The organism is Hymenobacter jeollabukensis, assembly GCF_005771675.1.
In the GTDB taxonomy this organism is placed as follows: Bacteria; Bacteroidota; Bacteroidia; order Cytophagales; family Hymenobacteraceae; genus Solirubrum; species Solirubrum jeollabukense.
In genome coordinates this window covers 387,492-403,793 of sequence record NZ_VAJM01000002.1, presented here as the reverse complement: position 1 = coordinate 403,793, position 16,302 = coordinate 387,492, and the positions used below count along the sequence as shown (strand labels likewise).

Annotated in this window: 15 protein-coding genes; 11 read left to right on the top strand and 4 right to left on the bottom strand. The window is 67.3% G+C overall.

Annotation, left to right across the window (positions count from 1 at the left end):
* The first annotated feature begins 119 nt into the window (after positions 1-119).
* Positions 120-1,445, top strand: a complete 1,326-nt coding sequence (locus tag FDY95_RS05810; protein ID WP_138075805.1) for a TldD/PmbA family protein — start codon at positions 120-122, stop codon at positions 1,443-1,445.
* 78 nt (positions 1,446-1,523) lie between these two features.
* Positions 1,524-2,246, top strand: a complete 723-nt coding sequence (locus FDY95_RS05805; RefSeq protein ID WP_138075804.1) for a hypothetical protein — start codon at positions 1,524-1,526, stop codon at positions 2,244-2,246.
* Here FDY95_RS05805 and FDY95_RS05800 read toward each other — a convergent pair whose 3' ends face one another.
* Together FDY95_RS05800 and FDY95_RS05795 are read right to left on the bottom strand one after the other, a co-directional pair.
* Positions 2,247-2,885: a porin family protein gene (locus FDY95_RS05800; RefSeq protein ID WP_138075803.1), complete on the bottom strand. Its 639-nt coding sequence runs from the start codon at positions 2,883-2,885 to the stop codon at positions 2,247-2,249.
* Between the two features lie 82 nt (positions 2,886-2,967).
* Positions 2,968-3,585, bottom strand: coding sequence for a porin family protein (locus FDY95_RS05795; protein ID WP_138075802.1), 618 nt, complete (start codon positions 3,583-3,585; stop codon positions 2,968-2,970).
* 115 nt (positions 3,586-3,700) lie between these two features.
* Between FDY95_RS05795 and FDY95_RS05790 the strand changes: the two genes are divergently transcribed.
* A complete protein-coding gene (locus FDY95_RS05790; RefSeq protein ID WP_138075801.1) occupies positions 3,701-4,324 on the top strand; it encodes a DUF4159 domain-containing protein in 624 nt (207 codons plus the stop codon).
* Between the two features lie 3 nt (positions 4,325-4,327).
* Here FDY95_RS05790 and FDY95_RS05785 read toward each other — a convergent pair whose 3' ends face one another.
* Positions 4,328-4,912 (bottom strand): hypothetical protein, encoded by a 585-nt coding sequence (locus FDY95_RS05785; protein WP_171025548.1) that lies wholly within the window; start codon positions 4,910-4,912, stop codon positions 4,328-4,330.
* A 323-nt stretch (positions 4,913-5,235) separates the two neighbouring features.
* Here FDY95_RS05785 and FDY95_RS05780 point away from each other — a divergent pair, with 323 nt between their 5' ends.
* The 6 genes from FDY95_RS05780 to FDY95_RS05755 all read left to right on the top strand — a co-directional run bounded on the left by FDY95_RS05780 (position 5,236) and on the right by FDY95_RS05755 (position 13,774).
* Complete coding sequence (locus FDY95_RS05780) at positions 5,236-6,015, top strand: outer membrane beta-barrel protein (protein WP_138075799.1); 780 nt, start codon at positions 5,236-5,238, stop codon at positions 6,013-6,015.
* 109 nt (positions 6,016-6,124) lie between these two features.
* Entirely contained in the window at positions 6,125-7,102 is a 978-nt protein-coding gene (locus FDY95_RS05775) for an AAA family ATPase (RefSeq protein ID WP_246073940.1), read from the top strand.
* Positions 7,103-7,218: 116 nt separating this feature from the next.
* Complete coding sequence (locus FDY95_RS05770; RefSeq protein WP_171025547.1) at positions 7,219-8,103, top strand: DUF58 domain-containing protein; 885 nt, start codon at positions 7,219-7,221, stop codon at positions 8,101-8,103.
* Between the two features lie 109 nt (positions 8,104-8,212).
* Complete coding sequence (locus tag FDY95_RS05765) at positions 8,213-9,751, top strand: BatA domain-containing protein (protein ID WP_171025546.1); 1,539 nt, start codon at positions 8,213-8,215, stop codon at positions 9,749-9,751.
* Complete coding sequence (locus FDY95_RS05760) at positions 9,748-11,964, top strand: DUF4175 domain-containing protein (RefSeq protein WP_138075795.1); 2,217 nt, start codon at positions 9,748-9,750, stop codon at positions 11,962-11,964. The genes FDY95_RS05765 and FDY95_RS05760 overlap by 4 nt, the downstream gene beginning before the upstream one ends.
* A 1-nt stretch (position 11,965) precedes the next feature.
* Positions 11,966-13,774: a hypothetical protein gene (locus FDY95_RS05755; RefSeq protein WP_138075794.1), complete on the top strand. Its 1,809-nt coding sequence runs from the start codon at positions 11,966-11,968 to the stop codon at positions 13,772-13,774.
* 357 nt (positions 13,775-14,131) lie between these two features.
* Here the strand turns inward: FDY95_RS05755 and FDY95_RS05750 are convergent, their stop codons facing one another.
* Positions 14,132-14,362: a hypothetical protein gene (locus tag FDY95_RS05750; RefSeq protein WP_138075793.1), complete on the bottom strand. Its 231-nt coding sequence runs from the start codon at positions 14,360-14,362 to the stop codon at positions 14,132-14,134.
* A gap of 138 nt (positions 14,363-14,500) precedes the next feature.
* Between FDY95_RS05750 and FDY95_RS05745 the strand changes: the two genes are divergently transcribed.
* Both FDY95_RS05745 and FDY95_RS05740 read left to right on the top strand, forming a co-directional pair.
* Complete coding sequence (locus FDY95_RS05745) at positions 14,501-15,088, top strand: RNA polymerase sigma factor (RefSeq protein WP_138075792.1); 588 nt, start codon at positions 14,501-14,503, stop codon at positions 15,086-15,088.
* 43 nt (positions 15,089-15,131) lie between these two features.
* Positions 15,132-16,292, top strand: a complete 1,161-nt coding sequence (locus FDY95_RS05740) for a trypsin-like peptidase domain-containing protein (protein WP_138075791.1) — start codon at positions 15,132-15,134, stop codon at positions 16,290-16,292.
* The last annotated feature ends 10 nt before the right edge of the window (positions 16,293-16,302 follow it).

Genomic DNA, 16,302 nt, shown 5'->3' with positions numbered 1-16,302 from the left:
TGTACCGATGATGAATAAGACGCCCGGCGTTGCATTCTGATTATTCAGCTCATTTTCAACCACATGCTACCATTCCTGGCACATTATCCACATTCCCACATTTTGCACATTAGATACCAATGCCCATCATTCCCAAAGACGAAGCCCAGGCCATCCTGAAGAAGGTATTGAGCTTCAGCACGGCCGACGAGGCGGAGGCCAACCTCTACGGCGGCACCCGCGGCAACGTGCGCTACGCCCGCAACACCGTCACCACCGCCGGCGGCACCGACAACGTGTCCTTGGCCGTGCAGGTGTGGTTCGGCAAACGCTCGGGCGTGGCCACCTGCAACCAGTTCGACGACGCCACGCTGCGCCGCTGCGTGCAGCGGGCCGAGGAAATTGCCAAGCTCGCCCCCGAAGACCCCGAGTACATGCCCCGCCTCGGGCCGCAGCAGTACCTCACGGCGCCCTCCTACGCGGCCAGCACGGCCGGCATCACGCCCGACTTCCGGGCCCAGGCCGCCGGCGACAGTATTGCCCTGTGCGCGGCCAAGCAGCTCACGGCGGCGGGTTTTCTGGAAGACGGCACCCGCTTCGAGGCCATCCGCAACTCCAAGGGCCTGGAGGCATACCAGCAATCCACCAACCTCGACTTTTCGGTGACGGTGCGCACGCCCGACGGCACCGGCTCGGGCTACGCCGTGGCCGACTTCACCGACGCCAGCAAGTTCGACGCCAAGGTCCTCACCCAGCGGGCCGCCACCAAGGCCAGCTCCTCGGTGGGCGCCAAGGCCATCGAGCCGGGCAAGTACACCGTCATTCTGGAGCCGGCCGCGCTGGTGTCGGACGAAGGGCTGATCAACCGGCTGGTGTACGCCTTCGATGCCCGCGAAGCCGACGAGGGCCGCAGCTTCCTGAGCAAGAAGGGCGGCGGCACCCGCAAGGGCGAAAAGCTGTTCGACGCGCGGGTGAGCATCAGCATCGACCCCACCAACGCGCTGGCGCCCAGCGGCACCTTCGACAACGAAGGCCTGCCGGTGCGGAAGCTGCCCATCATTGAGAAGGGCGTGGCCAAAAACCTCTACTATTCACGCTTCTGGGCCCAGAAAAACAAGACCGAACCGACGGGCTTCACCGGCAACTTCATCATGGAAGGCGGCACCCAGAGCCTGGAAGACCTGATCAAAAGCACCCAGAAGGGCATCCTGGTCACGCGCCTCTGGTACATCCGCGACGTGGACCCGCAGACCTTGCTGGTGACGGGCCTCACCCGCGACGGGACGTTTTACATCGAAAACGGCAAGATCAAGCACCCGATCAAGAACATGCGCTTCAACGAAAGCCCGGTCATCATGCTCAACAACCTGGAGGCCGTGGGCCGGGCCCAGCGCCTGGGCGGCAACCTGGTGCCCCCGCTGAAAATCCGCGACTTCACCTTCACCAGCCTGTCGGACGCTATTTAACGGCTTCGTTGCGTAAATTCGGCATCCGTCAGCGCCCAACGGCCTGGCGGATGCCGTCATTTTATTAGCTGCCTATCGATGCCCTACCCTACCCTGGCAAGCCACCGCTGGCTACTCATTCCGGCCTTACTTAGCGCCACTCCGGCAGCTTTCGGCCAGAGCCCCGGCGCCCCGCCGGCCGACAGCCTGCGCTGGCGCGACACCAAACCCGATGCCCGGCACGGCCTGGGAGCCATGATTGTGGAGGCCGACGGCCGCCGCGTGCGGGCGTACCTGCCCACCGATGCCTTCGGCTTCGAGGCCCTGGTGCCTTACCTGTCAACCAACCCCGAAGTGCGGCCTTTCCCCAAAACCAAAGTGGTGAAGGTGGAGCTGCTGCGCTCGATGACGGTGCGCGAGCGGTACTACGAGACCATGCGCCTGCCCGGCGACGCCCACCCGCGCATCATGGCCTGGCGGGTGGTCAACAACGGCCCGGTGGAGCTGTTCGTCTACTCCGATTCGGCCGTGCCCATGGTGCCGCTGCTCGGCCTCGGCGTGGGGCTGCTCACCGCGGCTTTGAGCACCATTCCCAACAGCCACTGGTACTTGCGCCGCGACGGGCAGCTCGTGCCGATGGAACGGGTCAATTTTCGGGAGCAGATGAGCCAGTACGTGCAGGACTGCGTGGCCCTGCGCACCCAGATTCAGGGCGGGGCCGACGGCTTCCGCTACTCCGACATGCCCAACATCGTCTCGCTCTACAACCAGTACCTGCTGGAGCAATCCACGCGCCCGGCCAGCGCCCCGAGCCAGCCCTGATCAGTCCTTGTTACCGAATTTGATGGCCAAATAGCCCTGGATGACGCGGTTTTTCAGGCGCGCGTCGTTCACCGAGCGGATGTCGCGGTAGTCGGCCACATCGTTGAGGCCCGCGTTGAAGCGGCCGCCCACGGCGAAGGTTTTGCCCAGGTCGATTTCGGCTCCGGCGCAGAGGCTGAAGTCCTGGCGCTTGAACTGATCGGTGACCTGCTGCTGCACCGGGCCGGCCTGCGGCGTGCCGTTGCTGACGCTGCTGATGCGGGTGCCCTTCTGCTCGGCCTGCAGCAGCACGCCGAACTGCGGCCCGCCCTGCAGGTGCACGGGGCCCAGCTTCAGGTCGAGCAGCACGGGCACGCTCAGGTAGTAGAGCCGGGTGGTGTAGTCCTCGTCGCTGGATTTGAACTCGGAGCCCTGCACGGAGTACTGCGCCTCGGGCCGCAGGGAGAGCGGGCCCACCAGGTTGTAGTTGTAGAACGCGCCCGCGTGCCAGGACGTGTTGTAGCGGGTGCTCTGCTGAATCTGCTCCCCGTCGAGCACGGCGGCATTCACGCCGCCCTTGATACCAAAGTACTGCGCCTGGGCGGCAGTGGAGAGGCCCAGACCAGCCGAGCAAAGCAGAAAAAACAAGGGTTGTTTCATAGCCGAAGAGAGTAAGCGTGGTGCCAACAGTAGCCGATCTGTATACGCAGGTCGGGGTCGGGGTATTGCCCGGCGGCGCGGTTTAGCGCGCGGCGGGCTTCTTCCCGAAGAGCTTGCCAACGCTTAGCTGCAGCACGCGGTTGTGCAGCCCGCCCAGGCCCGCCCGGTCCCGGAGGGCTTGACTATCCTTATCGTTGTCGATGCTGGTGAGGCCGTAGTTCAGCCGGCCATCCAGCATCCAGCCGGTGGGGCTTTCCCAGCCGATGCCGCCCACCGCGGCCACGTCGGACTTATAGGCGTCGTTGGAGTCGCCCAGCAGCACGCCCAGCTGCGGGCCCACGTTCAGGTAAAGGCCCGGACCGATGTACTGGCGTAGCAGCACCGGCACGTTCAGGTACATGGAGTTGCGCTTGTCGGAGGCAATGTAGTAGTTCCCGCCGCCGGTCATCTGAATGTACTCGATGCGGGCGCCTTGGCTGCTGAGGTTGGCTTCGAGCTGCACGGCGAAGTTCTGGCTGGTGGGCTTGAAGCGCACCATGCCGCCCGCCACCACGCTGTTCAGCCACTTCGGGCTGGCATTGACGACGCCGCTCAGCGTAGAGCGCGACAGGCCCGCCTTCAGGCCGAAGCAGGTTTTGGATTGGGCCCAAGCGGGCGCGGCGGCCAGCAGCAGGCCAGCGGCGATTAAAACACGTTTCATCAGTAGACTTGCAAACCAGCAATACGAATGGGCCCACAAGTTATCCTCCGAGCACGGCTTGGTGCAAGCCACCTTCGCAACTCATTCGTTGTCTATTGCCCGCTACCTGCCCCCCATGCCCACGCCTTTCACCTTCGTGCGCCTCAGCTACCGCTCCGGCGACTGGGACGCCGTGGACGAGCGGATGCCCGCCAACCTGCTGCACTCGCTCATCGAGTACACCACCGTCAAGGTCAACCTCAAGGAAAAAGTGGTAGCCCTGGACTCGGCGGAGCTGTTTCAGTACCCGTTCTGCTACCTCTCGGGGCATCGGCTGGTGCAGTTCACGACGGCCGAGAAGAAGAACTTCGTGCAGTACGTGCGCGGCGGCGGCTTCGTGTTCGTCGACGACTGCAACCACGACATTGACGGGCTGTTTGCCCGCTCATTCGAGGAGCAGATGCGGCAGTGCTTCGGCACGGGGGCGCTGAAGAAGCTGCCCAACACGCACCCCATTTACTCGCAGTTTTTCACCTTCAAGGAAGGACCGCCCAACACCGCTTTCGAGCTGAACGGCTGGGGCGACGACCTCGTGCACGACTACCTCAAGGCCGTGGAAATCAAGGGGCGCATCGGGGTGCTGTACTCCAACAAGGACTACGGCTGCGAGTGGGACTACGACTTCCGCAACAAGCGCTTTTTGGCCGAAGACAACACCAAATTCGGGGTCAACATCCTGCTCTACGCTCTGACGTCCTGACCGTTACAGGCACAACCTGATGGTGCAGCGAAAGTCGTAGTTGATGGGCAGAATCACCACCGGCAGCAGCTCGTTGGCCACCATCTGGCTCATTGGAGTCCGGTCGTAAGCGCCGTTTTGCCAGAGCATATGCTGGCCCGAACACGCCGCCGCGAAGCCCATCATCAGTTGCGGGCGCTGCCTGGTCAGAGCGCCTTCCACACCCATCACGAAGCCGGCGCTAACCCAGCCCGATTTGGGCGTGGCCTCCCGGTAGCGCAGCATGGGCCAGGCCATGCGCCGGTAGGCCAGTAGCGGGCCCAAGTAAAAGATGCTGGGGTCGTCGGCGCGGTCGGTGAGCTTTTCGGCTACCAGGTGCAGGTGGGCCGCTACGCCCTCCACCTCGCGCGGCCGGGCCCCGCCGCGGTGCAGCCAGTCCAGCTGCAGCGTTTTGCGGGTACTCAGGTAATATTCCGCCGATACCAGCCAGCTGGGCCGCACCCAACCGGTCGACAGGGCCACTGCTACCGGCCGGGCCAGGTCGGCTTTCAGGATCAGGCGCCCCCGCAACGAATCTACTGGACTAATCGTCTGGGCATCAGCCGCCAAAACAGCCGCGCACGTTACGCCCAAAGCCACTGTTATCACCCTCAATGTCTGGCCTGCACGCCGCCAGTAGGCTCGGATATTCATCGGGTAAGGGCTCCGGATGGTCACGGCGTTAAGTCGGGTGAATTTACCCGTTTGCGGCTCCCTAGCCGGCCGTTCGTTCCCCGATTCAGACATTGGTTTTCCGGCCTATCCTCTAGTGGTCAAGGCTTAGCCCTCTCCCTACCCATTCAACCTGCTCCGGTTTCAGACTTTACCACCTCCATCGTTGCGCGCGGCGCATTAACTTGCCGCGCATCATTTGTTCTGATTTTTTTCCCGGTATGAAAACTCCGTTACTCTTCACCGGCCTGCTGGCAGCCGGGCTGCTCACCCACCCGGCCGTGGCCCAGATTGACATCCACTTCCAGACGCCGGGCCCGCTGAAGCTGCGCTACGGCCTGCGGGCGGGCGGCCTCTCGACGCGCACCACCACGCCCACGCAGTACATTGTTTACGACGGGCAGGCCCACCTCTACGGCTACCAGGGCGGCATAGCGGCCGAAGCAGCCTGGGGCTGGCTGGCCGTGCAACCGGCCCTCGTCTACACCCAGAAAGGCCACCTGTACGACGCCGTGACACCTTATACCTACCAGGGCGGGCAGTACAAGGCCCGCCGCCGCGACGAGTTGCGGATCAATTACCTGGAGCTGCCCATCAATCTGGTAGCCACCGTGCACCACGTGCAGCTGCTGGCAGGCCCGTACGTGGCCTGGGCCTTGTCGGGCTACACCAAGCAGTGGTCGGTAGCCGAGGGGGCGACGCCGCCGGGCGCCACCTTCGGCACCGTCTACCGCGACGACCTGCATTTCGGCCGCGGCCACAACTACCGCGTCGTCGATTACCGCCGCTTCGATGCGGGCCTCAACGCGGGCCTGGGCTACCAGGTGGGCCCGGCGCAGGTGCAGCTGACGTATGCCCTCGGGCTTACCGACTTCGACTACCCCGCTCCCGACCCGGCCAACCGCAACCCGTACTCCGGCTATTCGGGCAATACCATTAACAAGCACCGCGGCTGGCAGCTGCACGCCACGTATTTCTTCGGCGGCAAGCAGGCAGAGTAGGCGGCCGATGCGCGACCGGGTAGCCCCGGCGAATAATTTGGGGAGCAGAGGCAGCCCGCGCCCTAAAAAGCCGGACTTTGGACCGGTTTCCTTTTGCTTCCCTACCGCCTTGACCGAACAAGAACTCCACCGCCTGCTCGACAAACTGCCCCGCCTGCGCCAGGAAATCGGCAAGGTCATCGTGGGCCAGCACGAAGTGCTGGATGAAGTGCTGGTGGCCCTGCTGGCCGGCGGCCACGCCCTGCTCGAAGGCGTGCCCGGCCTGGCCAAGACCCTGCTGGTGCGCACCTTAGCCCAGGCCACCGACCTTTCGTTCCGCCGCATCCAGTTCACGCCCGACCTGATGCCCACCGACATTCTGGGCACCGAGGTGCTGGAGGAAGACCACGCCACCGGCCGCCGCTCGTTTCAGTTCGTGCGCGGGCCGGTATTTGCCAACCTCGTGCTGGCCGACGAAATCAACCGCACCCCGCCCAAGACCCAGGCCGCGCTGCTGGAGGTGATGCAGGAATTTGAGGTGACCTACGCCGGCCAGACGCACCCGCTGCCCGACCCGTTTTTCCTGCTGGCGACGCAGAACCCCATCGAGCAGGCCGGCACCTACCCGCTGCCCGAAGCCCAGCTCGACCGTTTCCTGCTCTACATCCGCATCGGCTACCCCTCGGAGCAGGAGGAGCTGGCCATTCTGCAGGGCACCACCGGCATCGGCGGGCAGCAGCCCGAGCCCGTGGTGGGGGCCGCGGAGCTGAGCCAGCTGCGCCGGCTGGTGCGCGAGGTCAGCATCAGCCCCGAGCTGCTGCAGTACGTCACGCGCCTCGTGCGCGCCACCCGGCCCGAAGGCTCCCCGGTGCAGTTCATCCAGGACTACGGCCGCTGGGGCGCCGGCCCCCGCGCCGGGCAGGCGCTGGTGCTCTGTGCCAAGGCGCGCGCCCTGCTCCACGGCCGCTTCGCCGCCACCTTGGACGACGTGCGCCAGCTGGCCGCCCCGGTCTTGCGCCACCGCCTGCTGCTGAACTTCCAGGCCGAAGCCGACCGCCTCACCCCCGACGACGCCGTAGCCGCGCTGCTCCAGGCGGTGAAATGGTGAGATGGTGAAATAGTGAGTTTGATGTGCTGGTGGCGCAAACCACGCAGGTTGCGCAGCCAGAACGATACTCACTAGTTCATCATCTCACCACCTCACCATTTCACCATCTCACCACTGTGCTCGACGCTGCTGCCCTTCTTGCCCTTGGCAACCTGCCCCTGGTGGCCCGGCTGATTGCCGACGGCGCCCAGGCCGGGCTGCACCCCAGCCGGCGGCGCGGCGCGGGCCTGGAGTTCAGCCAGTACCGCCCCTACCAGACCGGCGACGACCTGCGCCGCCTCGACTGGCGCCTGGCCGCCCGCTCCGACCGCTACTACCTGCGCGAATCGGACGTGGACACGCGCCTGACGGTGCGCCTTGTGCTCGATGCCAGCGCCTCGATGAACCACGCCGACGCGGCCGGCGTGAGCAAGCTGGCCTACGCCCGCCTGCTGCTGGCCGGCCTCGCCCACGTGGCCCAGCAGCAGGGCGACTCCCCCGGCCTCTACGTGCTCGGCCCGGCCGGGCTGCGCACCACGCCGCCGCGCGCCGACGCGGGCCAGCTGCCACGGCTCTTTCACGCCCTGAGCACCACCACGGCCGCCGGCCTGCTGCCCACCGATGCCGCCACGGCCGGCCCGCTGCTCAGCCGCCAGGGCAACACGCTCACGGTCGTCGTCTCGGACTTCTACGACCTGGAGCCGGCCGGCCCGCTGGATCGTTTGCTCACCCAGCTGCGCGCCGCCGGCGGCGACGTACTGGCCCTGCACCTACTGGCCCCCAACGAATTGACCTTGGATTATCCGGCCGCAGCTACACTCGAAGACCTGGAAACCGGCCAGCGCCTACAGCTCGACCCGGCCCAGCGCCCGGCCTACCAGCAGCAGCTGCAGGCCTGGCTGCGTCAGACCGAGCAAGCCATCCGCGGCCACGGCCTCGACTACTACCGCCTGCTGACCGACGAGCCGCCGGCCGGGGCCCTGCGCACGGTGCTGCGCCGCCGGCAGGGCGCGGCCCGCTGAGCCCCTCGGATGTAACGTCCTCCGGCTATTTTGCGCCCGGCTCCGGCCACCACCTAAGCAGCCTCGTCCGCAGTGCGGCCGTCTGTCCTCCGCCACTATCCTTCTCCCGTTGCTGTTCTTCGCCAATCCTGCCGCCTTGTGGGCCCTGCTGGGGCTGCTGGTGCCGCTGGCCATCCACCTCTGGAACCGGCGGCCGGGCCGCGTGGTGCCGGTGGGGGCCCTGCGCTGGCTGACGGCGGGAGCTAACCGCCGCATGCGCCGCCTGCACCTCACGCAGTGGCCTTTGCTGCTGCTGCGCCTGACCGTGGTGGCGGTGCTGGCTGCGGCGCTGCTGGGGCCGCGCTGGCAGCGGCCGGCCCGGCCCGCCCGGCCGCAGGTGCTGGTTAGCCCCGAGGCGCTGGCTTCGCCGAGCTGGCCGCTGCTGCGCTCTACGGTCGATTCGCTGCGCCGGCGCGGGGCCGAGCTGCGCCTGTTCGCGCCGGGCTTTCCGCGCCTCGCTGATTCCGTGGCCAGCCAACCTCAGCCCTTGGCCAATAACTCTGATTCAAGCACTATTACCGCTTGGTTCTGGCCACTGGCCGCCGAAGCCGCCGACAGCTTCCCCAGCCAGCCGCTATATCTGTTTACATCGGCCTCGCTCGCGCATTTTGCGGGTTCGCGCCCGGCGCTGCCGCCCCGGCTGCGCTGGCAGCTGCTGCCCCTCGACTCCGCCACGCGCCCCTGGCTGCAGGCCGCCGCCCGCCCTACGGCCGATTCGCTGTGGCTGACCATCGGCCGGACCGACGCCAGCGGCATAACCTTCCGCCGTCGGCGCTTGGCCTGGCCCCAGCAGTTGCCGCAGCTGCTCACGGTGCCCGGCCTGCCGCCGCTGCAGCTGCGGGCGCGCGGGGCTGGCTTCGTCATTCAGCCCGCTGACTCGACTACGGCGGCTGTACCCGTAGTGCGGCCTCTGCGCATCGGCATCGGCTACGACAGCACCCGCCGCGCCGATGTGCGCTATGTGCGGGCAGCGCTGCGGGCCGCTGCCCCCGCGCTGCCGGCGGGTTTGCTCCTTCGCATGCACCCGGCCGCGCGGGCCGAAATCCTCGCCGCCGATTCGCTGGACTGGTTGCTCTGGCTCACCGATGCTCCCCTGCCCGCCGCGCTGAACCGGCAGGTACCCAATGGGCTGCGGGTGCTGCACGATGCGCCAGGTCCGGGCCGGACGGCCGCCGCCACCGTTGCTTTCCACGACTTTCAGGACGCCACTACGCGCCTGCTGCGCCGCAGCAACGCACCGGCCGGCACCACGCCCTGCTGGACCGACGCCACCAACCAGCCCGTGCTGAGCGAGCAGCGCCGGGGCCGGGGGGCCGACTTCTACCTATGCACGCGGTTTCATCCGCAATGGAGCACGCTGCCCGACGACGGTCAGCTGCCGGCGCTGTTACTCTCGCTGCTCGACTCGGTGGCGCCAGCCCGGCCGGAAGTCCGCAGCCTGGACGCGCGCCAGCTCCGCGCCAGTGGCCCCACGCCTCCGCCCGCCACACCAGGGCCCGCGCGGCGCGCCTCCCGCGACTTGCGGCCCTGGCTGGCGCTGGCGGCCGGGCTGTTGTTCGGCCTTGAACGCGTGCTGGCTTCCCGCCGCCTTTCCCGCGCTGCCGCATGATGACAACCACCACTTCTATTGCTACGCCGCAGGCAGCCCGGCAAGCGCTACAACGGGCCCAGCGGCGCTATCAGGCCCAGAAGGTTGCCTCTGTTTCGCTGGTGGCCGGGGCGGCGGCGTGGACGCTGGTTGCGGCTTACGTGCGCTGGCCGCAGGCCACGCCGATGCTGCTGGGCATCGGCGCGGCCGGGCTAACCTTGCTGTTTGCCGCGCTGTGGCCGCAGCGGCGCGTCGATACTACGTGGACCGTCCGCCGCTTCGACCGGCATTTCCCCGCGCTGGAAGACAGCACCGGCCTGCTGATGGCGGAGCCGACGACCTTGCTGACCCAGCTGCAGCAGCAGCGCGTGGCGGAGCGGCTGCTACAGCTCCCGTTGGCCGAAGCCCTGCCCGTGGCGTGGCGGCCCCGGGTGCTGCTGGCGGTGCTGCTGGGAATGGTTGGCACGGCGCTGTGGCTGATTCCGCGGCCCGGCCCCGCATCAGCCCCGGCCCTACAAGCTCATTTTCCGACGCGACCAACGACGTCACCTGTGCCGCCCGCGTCACCGCGCCTGCTCAGCACGGAGGTACGCATCGTACCGCCCGCCTACACCCGCCGGCCGGCAAAGGCCGCGCCGCAGCTGTCGTTTCGCTGCCCGCAGGGCTCAGTAGTGCGCTGGACCTTGCGCCTGAGCGCGTCGGCGCCCGCCCCGCAGCTGCTGCTGACGGGCCAGCGGCCGGTGCTGTTTCGGGCCGTAGCGGGCCAGCGGGCAACTTACGTGGCCGAATACCGCTTCACCCGCTCGGGGTTGTACCGCTTGCTGGTGGCCGGCCAAACCTCCGACGACTACGCCGTGGAAGTGCAGCCCGACGCGCCCCCCACGCTACGCCTGCTCGCTCCGCGACCCTACACGCTGATTGAGCGCCACCAGCCGCCCGCCGTCACGGTGCGCACCGAGCTGCGCGACGACTACGGCCTGACCCGGGCCCGGCTGGTCGTCACCACGGCCCAGGGCGCGGGCGAGGCGGTGAAGTTCCGGGAAACGGTGATGGACCTCAGCGCCGGGCTGCGCGGGCAGCCCCGGCAGCACCGCACCGCCACCACCCTGCGCCTGCCCGCCCTGGGCCTCACCTACGGCGACGAGCTGTACGTGTACGCCGAAGCCTGGGACGCCGCCGGCCACCGCACCCGCACCGACGCCGCCCTGGTGCAGTGGCAGGACACCGCCGCCACCGGCGACGACGTGGCCGCCATTTCCCTCGGCGTCAATCAGATGCCCGCCTACTTCCGCAGCCAGCGCCAGATCATCATCGACACGGAGAAGCTGCTGGCCCAGCGCCGCAAGCTGCCGGCCGCCGAATTTCGCGCCCGCGCCAACAGCCTCGGCGACGACCAGAAAATCCTGCGTTTGCGCTACGGCAAGTTCCTTGGCGAAGAAGGCGACCATGCCATGACCGAAGCCGCCGCCACCCTGCCCATTGCCGAAGACGACGCGGACGAGCCCGCCCCTCACGCCGAAGCCGACGAGCACGACCACCACGCCGCCGCGCCCACGGCCGAAGGCGGGCTGCCCACCGCCGAAAGCCTGCTCACGCCCTACCAGCACCTGCACGACGACGCCGAAACCGCTGATTTTCTGGAGCCCCAGGTGAAAGCCAAGCTGCGCGCCGTGCTCAGCCAGATGTGGGATGCCGAGCTGCACTTGCGCCTCGCCCAGCTCTCCGAGGCCCTGCCCTTCGAAAACCGCGCCCTGCGCCTGCTCAAGCAAGTGCAGCAGCAAACGCGCCTGTACGTGCGCAAATCGGGCGTGGAGCTGCCCCCGCTGCCCGAGGCCGAAAAGCGCCTCACCGGCGACCTGAGCAAGGCCGCTGCCCCGCGCCGCCAGGGCCAGCAAACGGTGCCCGAAACCCAGGCGGCCATCCGCCGCGCGCTACCGCTGCTGGCAGCCTACCGCGCTGGTCAGCGCCCCGCTCCGGCTGATTTGCCGCGGCTGCGGCCCGCCGGGCAGGAATTGGGCAGCGCCGCCCTGCGCGAGCCGGGCGCCAACCTGGCCGCGCTGCGGTCCTGGCGCCGCCTGCTTGCCCGGGTGCAAGCCGTCCAGCCCGCCGCACCGGCCGATATCGACGCCGTGGAGCGGGCGCTGATGCAGCTGCTGCCGACTCCCACGCCCGCCCCGCAGCGCGCCCCGGCGGCCCCGCTGGCCCGGCGGTATTTCCAGGAACTCAGCCGCTGATATGCTTTTTTCTGCTTCCCCCGGCTTGTTTCTCTACTTGGCCCACGCGGCGCTGTGCGTGGCGCTGGCCGTCGGCCTTACGTGGCAGGCCTGGCGCCACGCTACCGGCCCCCGCCGGGCTGGCCGCTTGGTGGCGGGCTGGCTGGCGGCGGCGGCGTTGTGGCTAAGTGTTTATCCGCTGCAGCACCGCGTGGCTTCGGCGGAGGCCGGCGCGGCCATCGTCCTCACGCCCGGCTATTTCCTTGATTCCGTGCGCAATCTGCGGCGGCGCCTGGGTCCGCTGCCGCTGCTACGCTACCGCCCTGCCACCCAGCCCGGCGGCGACACGCAGGCCCTGACCTCTTTACCAAGCCTGCGCACCCGCTACCCTGATCTGCGCCGCCTGCACGTGCTGGGCACCGGCCTGCCCGTGGCCGATGTTCCCGCGCTGCCGGCCGGAGTTGAGCTTGTGTCACACCCGGCTACGGCGGGGCCGCAGTTCACGGCAGCGGCCTGGAATCAGCAGCTGCTACTGGGCGAAACCCTGCGCCTCGAAGGCCATTTCCGCGGCGCCGGCTCGCAGCCCGTGTGGGTGCGACTGAGCGCCGCCGGCCGCCCGCTCGACTCCGTGCGGCTGCCAGCGGCGGGCGGCTCGTTTACCGTGCGCTACCAGCCCCGTTACGTGGGGCAGCAACTGATCCGGCTCGAAGCCCGCCAGGGTCGCGCGTTGCTGGCCGCCGAGCCGGTGCCGCTGCAGGTACTGCCCGCCCGCCGTCTGCGCGTGCTGATACTGGCCGGCACCCCGTCGTTTGAGCTAAACCTGCTGAAAAATCACCTGGCCCGGCGGGGCCAGCAGGTGGCGCTGCGCCTGCGCCTGAGTCGTGGCCTGCTGCAGTCCGAGACGCAGAACCAGCCTGCTACCGACGTAGCCACCCTCACGCCCGCTCTACTGCGCTGCTTCGACGCCGTGGTAACCGATGCGGACGGGTTGAACGGCCTGACGACAACCGAAGCCCAGGCCCTGGCCGCCGCTGCCGTTGATGGCTTAGGCGTGGTGCTCATCGGGACTACCGAGCTGCCCCGCAGCCTCCCCGGTCGCGCCGATTTCGTGCTGCAGCCCCGCCCCGCTACCCAGGCCGAACAGCCCCAGGCCATCAGCTGGGAGGACAACCGCGCTACCGCCGCGCTGCCGGCCGTGCTGCGCCCCACCCCGAACACCCGCACGGTAATAGCCGGCCCGACAGCCACAGCTGTTGCCGTAGCCAGCCGCCGCACGGGCTGGGGTACGGTGCTGGTGTCCACCCCGGCCAGCACCTATCCATGGCTGCTCAGCGGCGCCACCGCGCGCTACGATTCGTATTGGCGCACCGTGCTCGGCGCCGCCGCCCGCCCGCTGGAGCCGGCGGCCCGCTGGCAGCTGCCGCGCTGGCCCCGCCCCGACGAGCCGCAGCTTGTGCAGCTCACCACGCATCAACGCCAACTCCGGCCCTCGGCCATCATCACCGATGGCGCCGGCCTCACGGCATCAGCCGCCCTGCGCCAACTGCCCACGCAGTCCGACGTCTGGCAGGGCACTTACTGGCCAGCCCGCGCCGGTTGGCACACGGTAGCGGCTCCCGGTCAGGACACCGCGGCCCTTTACGTGGTCGGCCCGGCCGACTGGCAGGGTCCGTTGCGGGCCCAACGGGCAGCCGCCGCAGCCGGACGAAACGCAGCTGCTGTTTCTGCTGCCGCGCTGGTTACGCACACCGAACCGTGGGTACCGGCCGGCTGGTTTTTCGCTCTGTTTGTGGTGGCGGCCGGCTGGCTGTGGCTCGACGAAAAGCGCTGAGCCCGCCGAGCCGCTAATACCGGATGCCGGGGTGCCCCGTAAGGCGTGGATCGGATGCTTCGCCTACGAGATACTCACCAACCTGCATCACGCGTCCCCCGAGGGCGCCTTCGAGGTCGAACGGTATTGTCGGCGGCAGTGAGGGACTGGGATTGGTAAGCGAAACGGGCTGTTCTGTGAGCGGAGCGGTGGTACTGGGAGCAGGCACGGGCACGAAGGCGGTGAAGAATGCCGCAAAAATACGGCGCGTGGCGCGTTTGAAAAAAGCGCGAAACGCAAACCGCCCGGACTTCTCCGAGGAGAAATCCGGGCGGCAGCCTAAAGCAACAGTGGCTGACGCGCGGTCAGCCAGCGTAATTACTTGGCAGCTTCCGTGGTGGTGGTAGCTTCCGTGGTGGTCGTGGTGGTAGCCGGAGCAGCAGCCGTCGTGTCAACCGGGGCAGCAGCAGCCGTCGTGTCCACTACCGCAGCTTCGGTCGTGGTGGTTTCCGTCGTCGTAGCTTCGGTGGTTTCAGCAGCTTTGTCACCACCGCACGAAGCAAGGCTAACTACGGCGAACAGGGCGGCTACTTTCAGCAGATTGGTCATCTGAGTGGTAAGTTTGAAAATGGTTGGTCTGAAAAACGCCGTTCATACCAGAATCCGATAGAGGTAACCCGCTGAAGAAATTATTTTTTTCTTGGGTTACCGAACGAGCGTTAAGGCATTAAGAACGAGTAACTGCGCATGGGCAAGGGACAACCTTCCTACACCGACGAGGAGCTGCTGGCGGGTATCCGCCACGGCGACGACCGGGCATTGGCACACATGTACCGCCAGTATTTACCCACGGTCATTCACTTGGTCACGCAAAACAGCGGAACCGAGGACGAGGCCAAGGATATTTACCAGGAGGGCGTGATGGTGTTTTACGAGAAAGTCCGCGAGGGCACGCTCGAGCTGAGCTGCCAGATCAAGACCTACTTGTACGCCGTGTGCCGCCGGCTGTGGCTGAAGCGGTTGGCCGAGAAAGGCCGCTACGGCGGCCGCCTCGACGACTTCGAGCCCTACCTCGAAACCGGCGCCGAGGCCGACCTGGTCGACGCCGAGGAACGCGACCGGCAATTCGCTTTGATGAGCGAGGCGCTGGTCCGGCTTGGGGAGCCGTGCCGGTCCTTGTTGGAAGGGTTTTACCTGCTCGACAAGTCCATGCAGCAGCTCACGGCGGAACACGGCTACACCAACGCCGACAACGCCAAGAATCAGAAATACAAATGCCTGGTGCGTTTGAAGAAGTTGTTTTTCACCCAGTACAAGGAAGAGCCGCTTTCCTGACCGACGCCCCTCCCCTGGCGGGACTCACACCCGCCCTACCGCTATGATGACCGAAGCAGATTACTACGCCTTCTTCGACGATTACCTCCAGGATCGGCTCGACGCGCCGGTGCGCCAGAACCTGGAGCGCCGCCTCGCCGCCGACCCGGTACTGGCCGAACGCCTGGCCGACTACCAGCGCCTCACCGGCACGCTGAACGCCTACGGCCAGCGCCTGCGCGTGAGCGACAAGCTGCGCGCCATTCAGGCTGAAATCGACGCGGAGCAGGAAGAAGCGCTGGAAACGGGCCGCCCCGGGATGCCCGTCATGCGCATCTCGCGCACCGAGCAGTGGCTGCGCGAGTTCTGGCACGGGCACCGCGCCACCATGGGCGTGGCCGCGTCGGTGGCCGTGCTGGCCGTGTTTGCCACCTTGCTGGGCCTGCAGTGGTGGAACGCCCACAACCAGCCCACCACCCGCGCCGTGCAGTACCTCAGCAGCAAGGTGGATAAGCTGGCCAAGGCCCAGCAGAAGGACCGCCGCGTGATGAACAAGGTTATCAACCAGATCGGCAGCACCCCGCCCGTAGCGGTAAACCCCGGCAAGTTCAGCGGCACCGGCTTCGCCCTGACGGCCGACGGCTACGTGGTGACCAGCTACCACGTCATCGACGGGGCCGATTCGGTCATCATCGAGGGCCGCGACAAGCAGCGCCTGCGCGTGGAGCCCGTCTTCTCCGATGCTGCCCACGACCTGACCATCATGCGCGTCATCGACCGCAACTTCCACGGCTTCGGCCGCCTGCCCTACACGGTGAAGCGCCGCCAGGCTGAGCTGGGCGAAAAAATCTACACTCTGGGCTATCCGCGGGAAGACCAGGTATATAATGACGGCTCGTTGAGCGCCCGCTCCGGTTTCGAGGGCGACACGGGCTTCTACCAGATCAGCATTCCGGTGAACCCCGGCAACTCGGGCGGCCCGGTGCTGGATGACCGGGGCAACCTCATCGGCGTCATCAGCAGCCGGCAGATGGACGTGCTGAGCACGGCCTTCGCCACCAAGTCCTCGTACCTGGCCCGCCTGGTCGATTCGCTGTCGGCCGCGCCGCACCCGCATACCTATAACCTGCCCAAGCAGAACCAGCTGGTCGGCCAGACGCGCCCCCAGCAGATCCGCAAGCTGCAGGACTTCGTGTTCGTGGTGAAAGTGTTTGACCGCGACTAAGCTTTCCGCC

Excerpts from the sequence above, each read along its gene's own strand:
- FDY95_RS05760 (WP_138075795.1), top strand. The coding sequence starts at position 9,748 with ATGATGACAACCACCACTTCTATTGCTACGCCGCAGGCAGCCCGGCAA.
- FDY95_RS05750 (WP_138075793.1), bottom strand. The coding sequence starts at position 14,362 with ATGACCAATCTGCTGAAAGTAGCCGCCCTGTTCGCCGTAGTTAGCCTT.
- FDY95_RS05795 (WP_138075802.1), bottom strand. The coding sequence starts at position 3,585 with ATGAAACGTGTTTTAATCGCCGCTGGCCTGCTGCTGGCCGCCGCGCCC.
- FDY95_RS05780 (WP_138075799.1), top strand. The coding sequence starts at position 5,236 with ATGAAAACTCCGTTACTCTTCACCGGCCTGCTGGCAGCCGGGCTGCTC.
- FDY95_RS05740 (WP_138075791.1), top strand. The coding sequence starts at position 15,132 with ATGATGACCGAAGCAGATTACTACGCCTTCTTCGACGATTACCTCCAG.
- FDY95_RS05790 (WP_138075801.1), top strand. The coding sequence starts at position 3,701 with ATGCCCACGCCTTTCACCTTCGTGCGCCTCAGCTACCGCTCCGGCGAC.
- FDY95_RS05800 (WP_138075803.1), bottom strand. The coding sequence starts at position 2,885 with ATGAAACAACCCTTGTTTTTTCTGCTTTGCTCGGCTGGTCTGGGCCTC.
- FDY95_RS05745 (WP_138075792.1), top strand. The coding sequence starts at position 14,501 with ATGGGCAAGGGACAACCTTCCTACACCGACGAGGAGCTGCTGGCGGGT.
- FDY95_RS05810 (WP_138075805.1), top strand. The coding sequence starts at position 120 with ATGCCCATCATTCCCAAAGACGAAGCCCAGGCCATCCTGAAGAAGGTA.
- FDY95_RS05755 (WP_138075794.1), top strand. The coding sequence starts at position 11,966 with ATGCTTTTTTCTGCTTCCCCCGGCTTGTTTCTCTACTTGGCCCACGCG.
- FDY95_RS05805 (WP_138075804.1), top strand. The coding sequence starts at position 1,524 with ATGCCCTACCCTACCCTGGCAAGCCACCGCTGGCTACTCATTCCGGCC.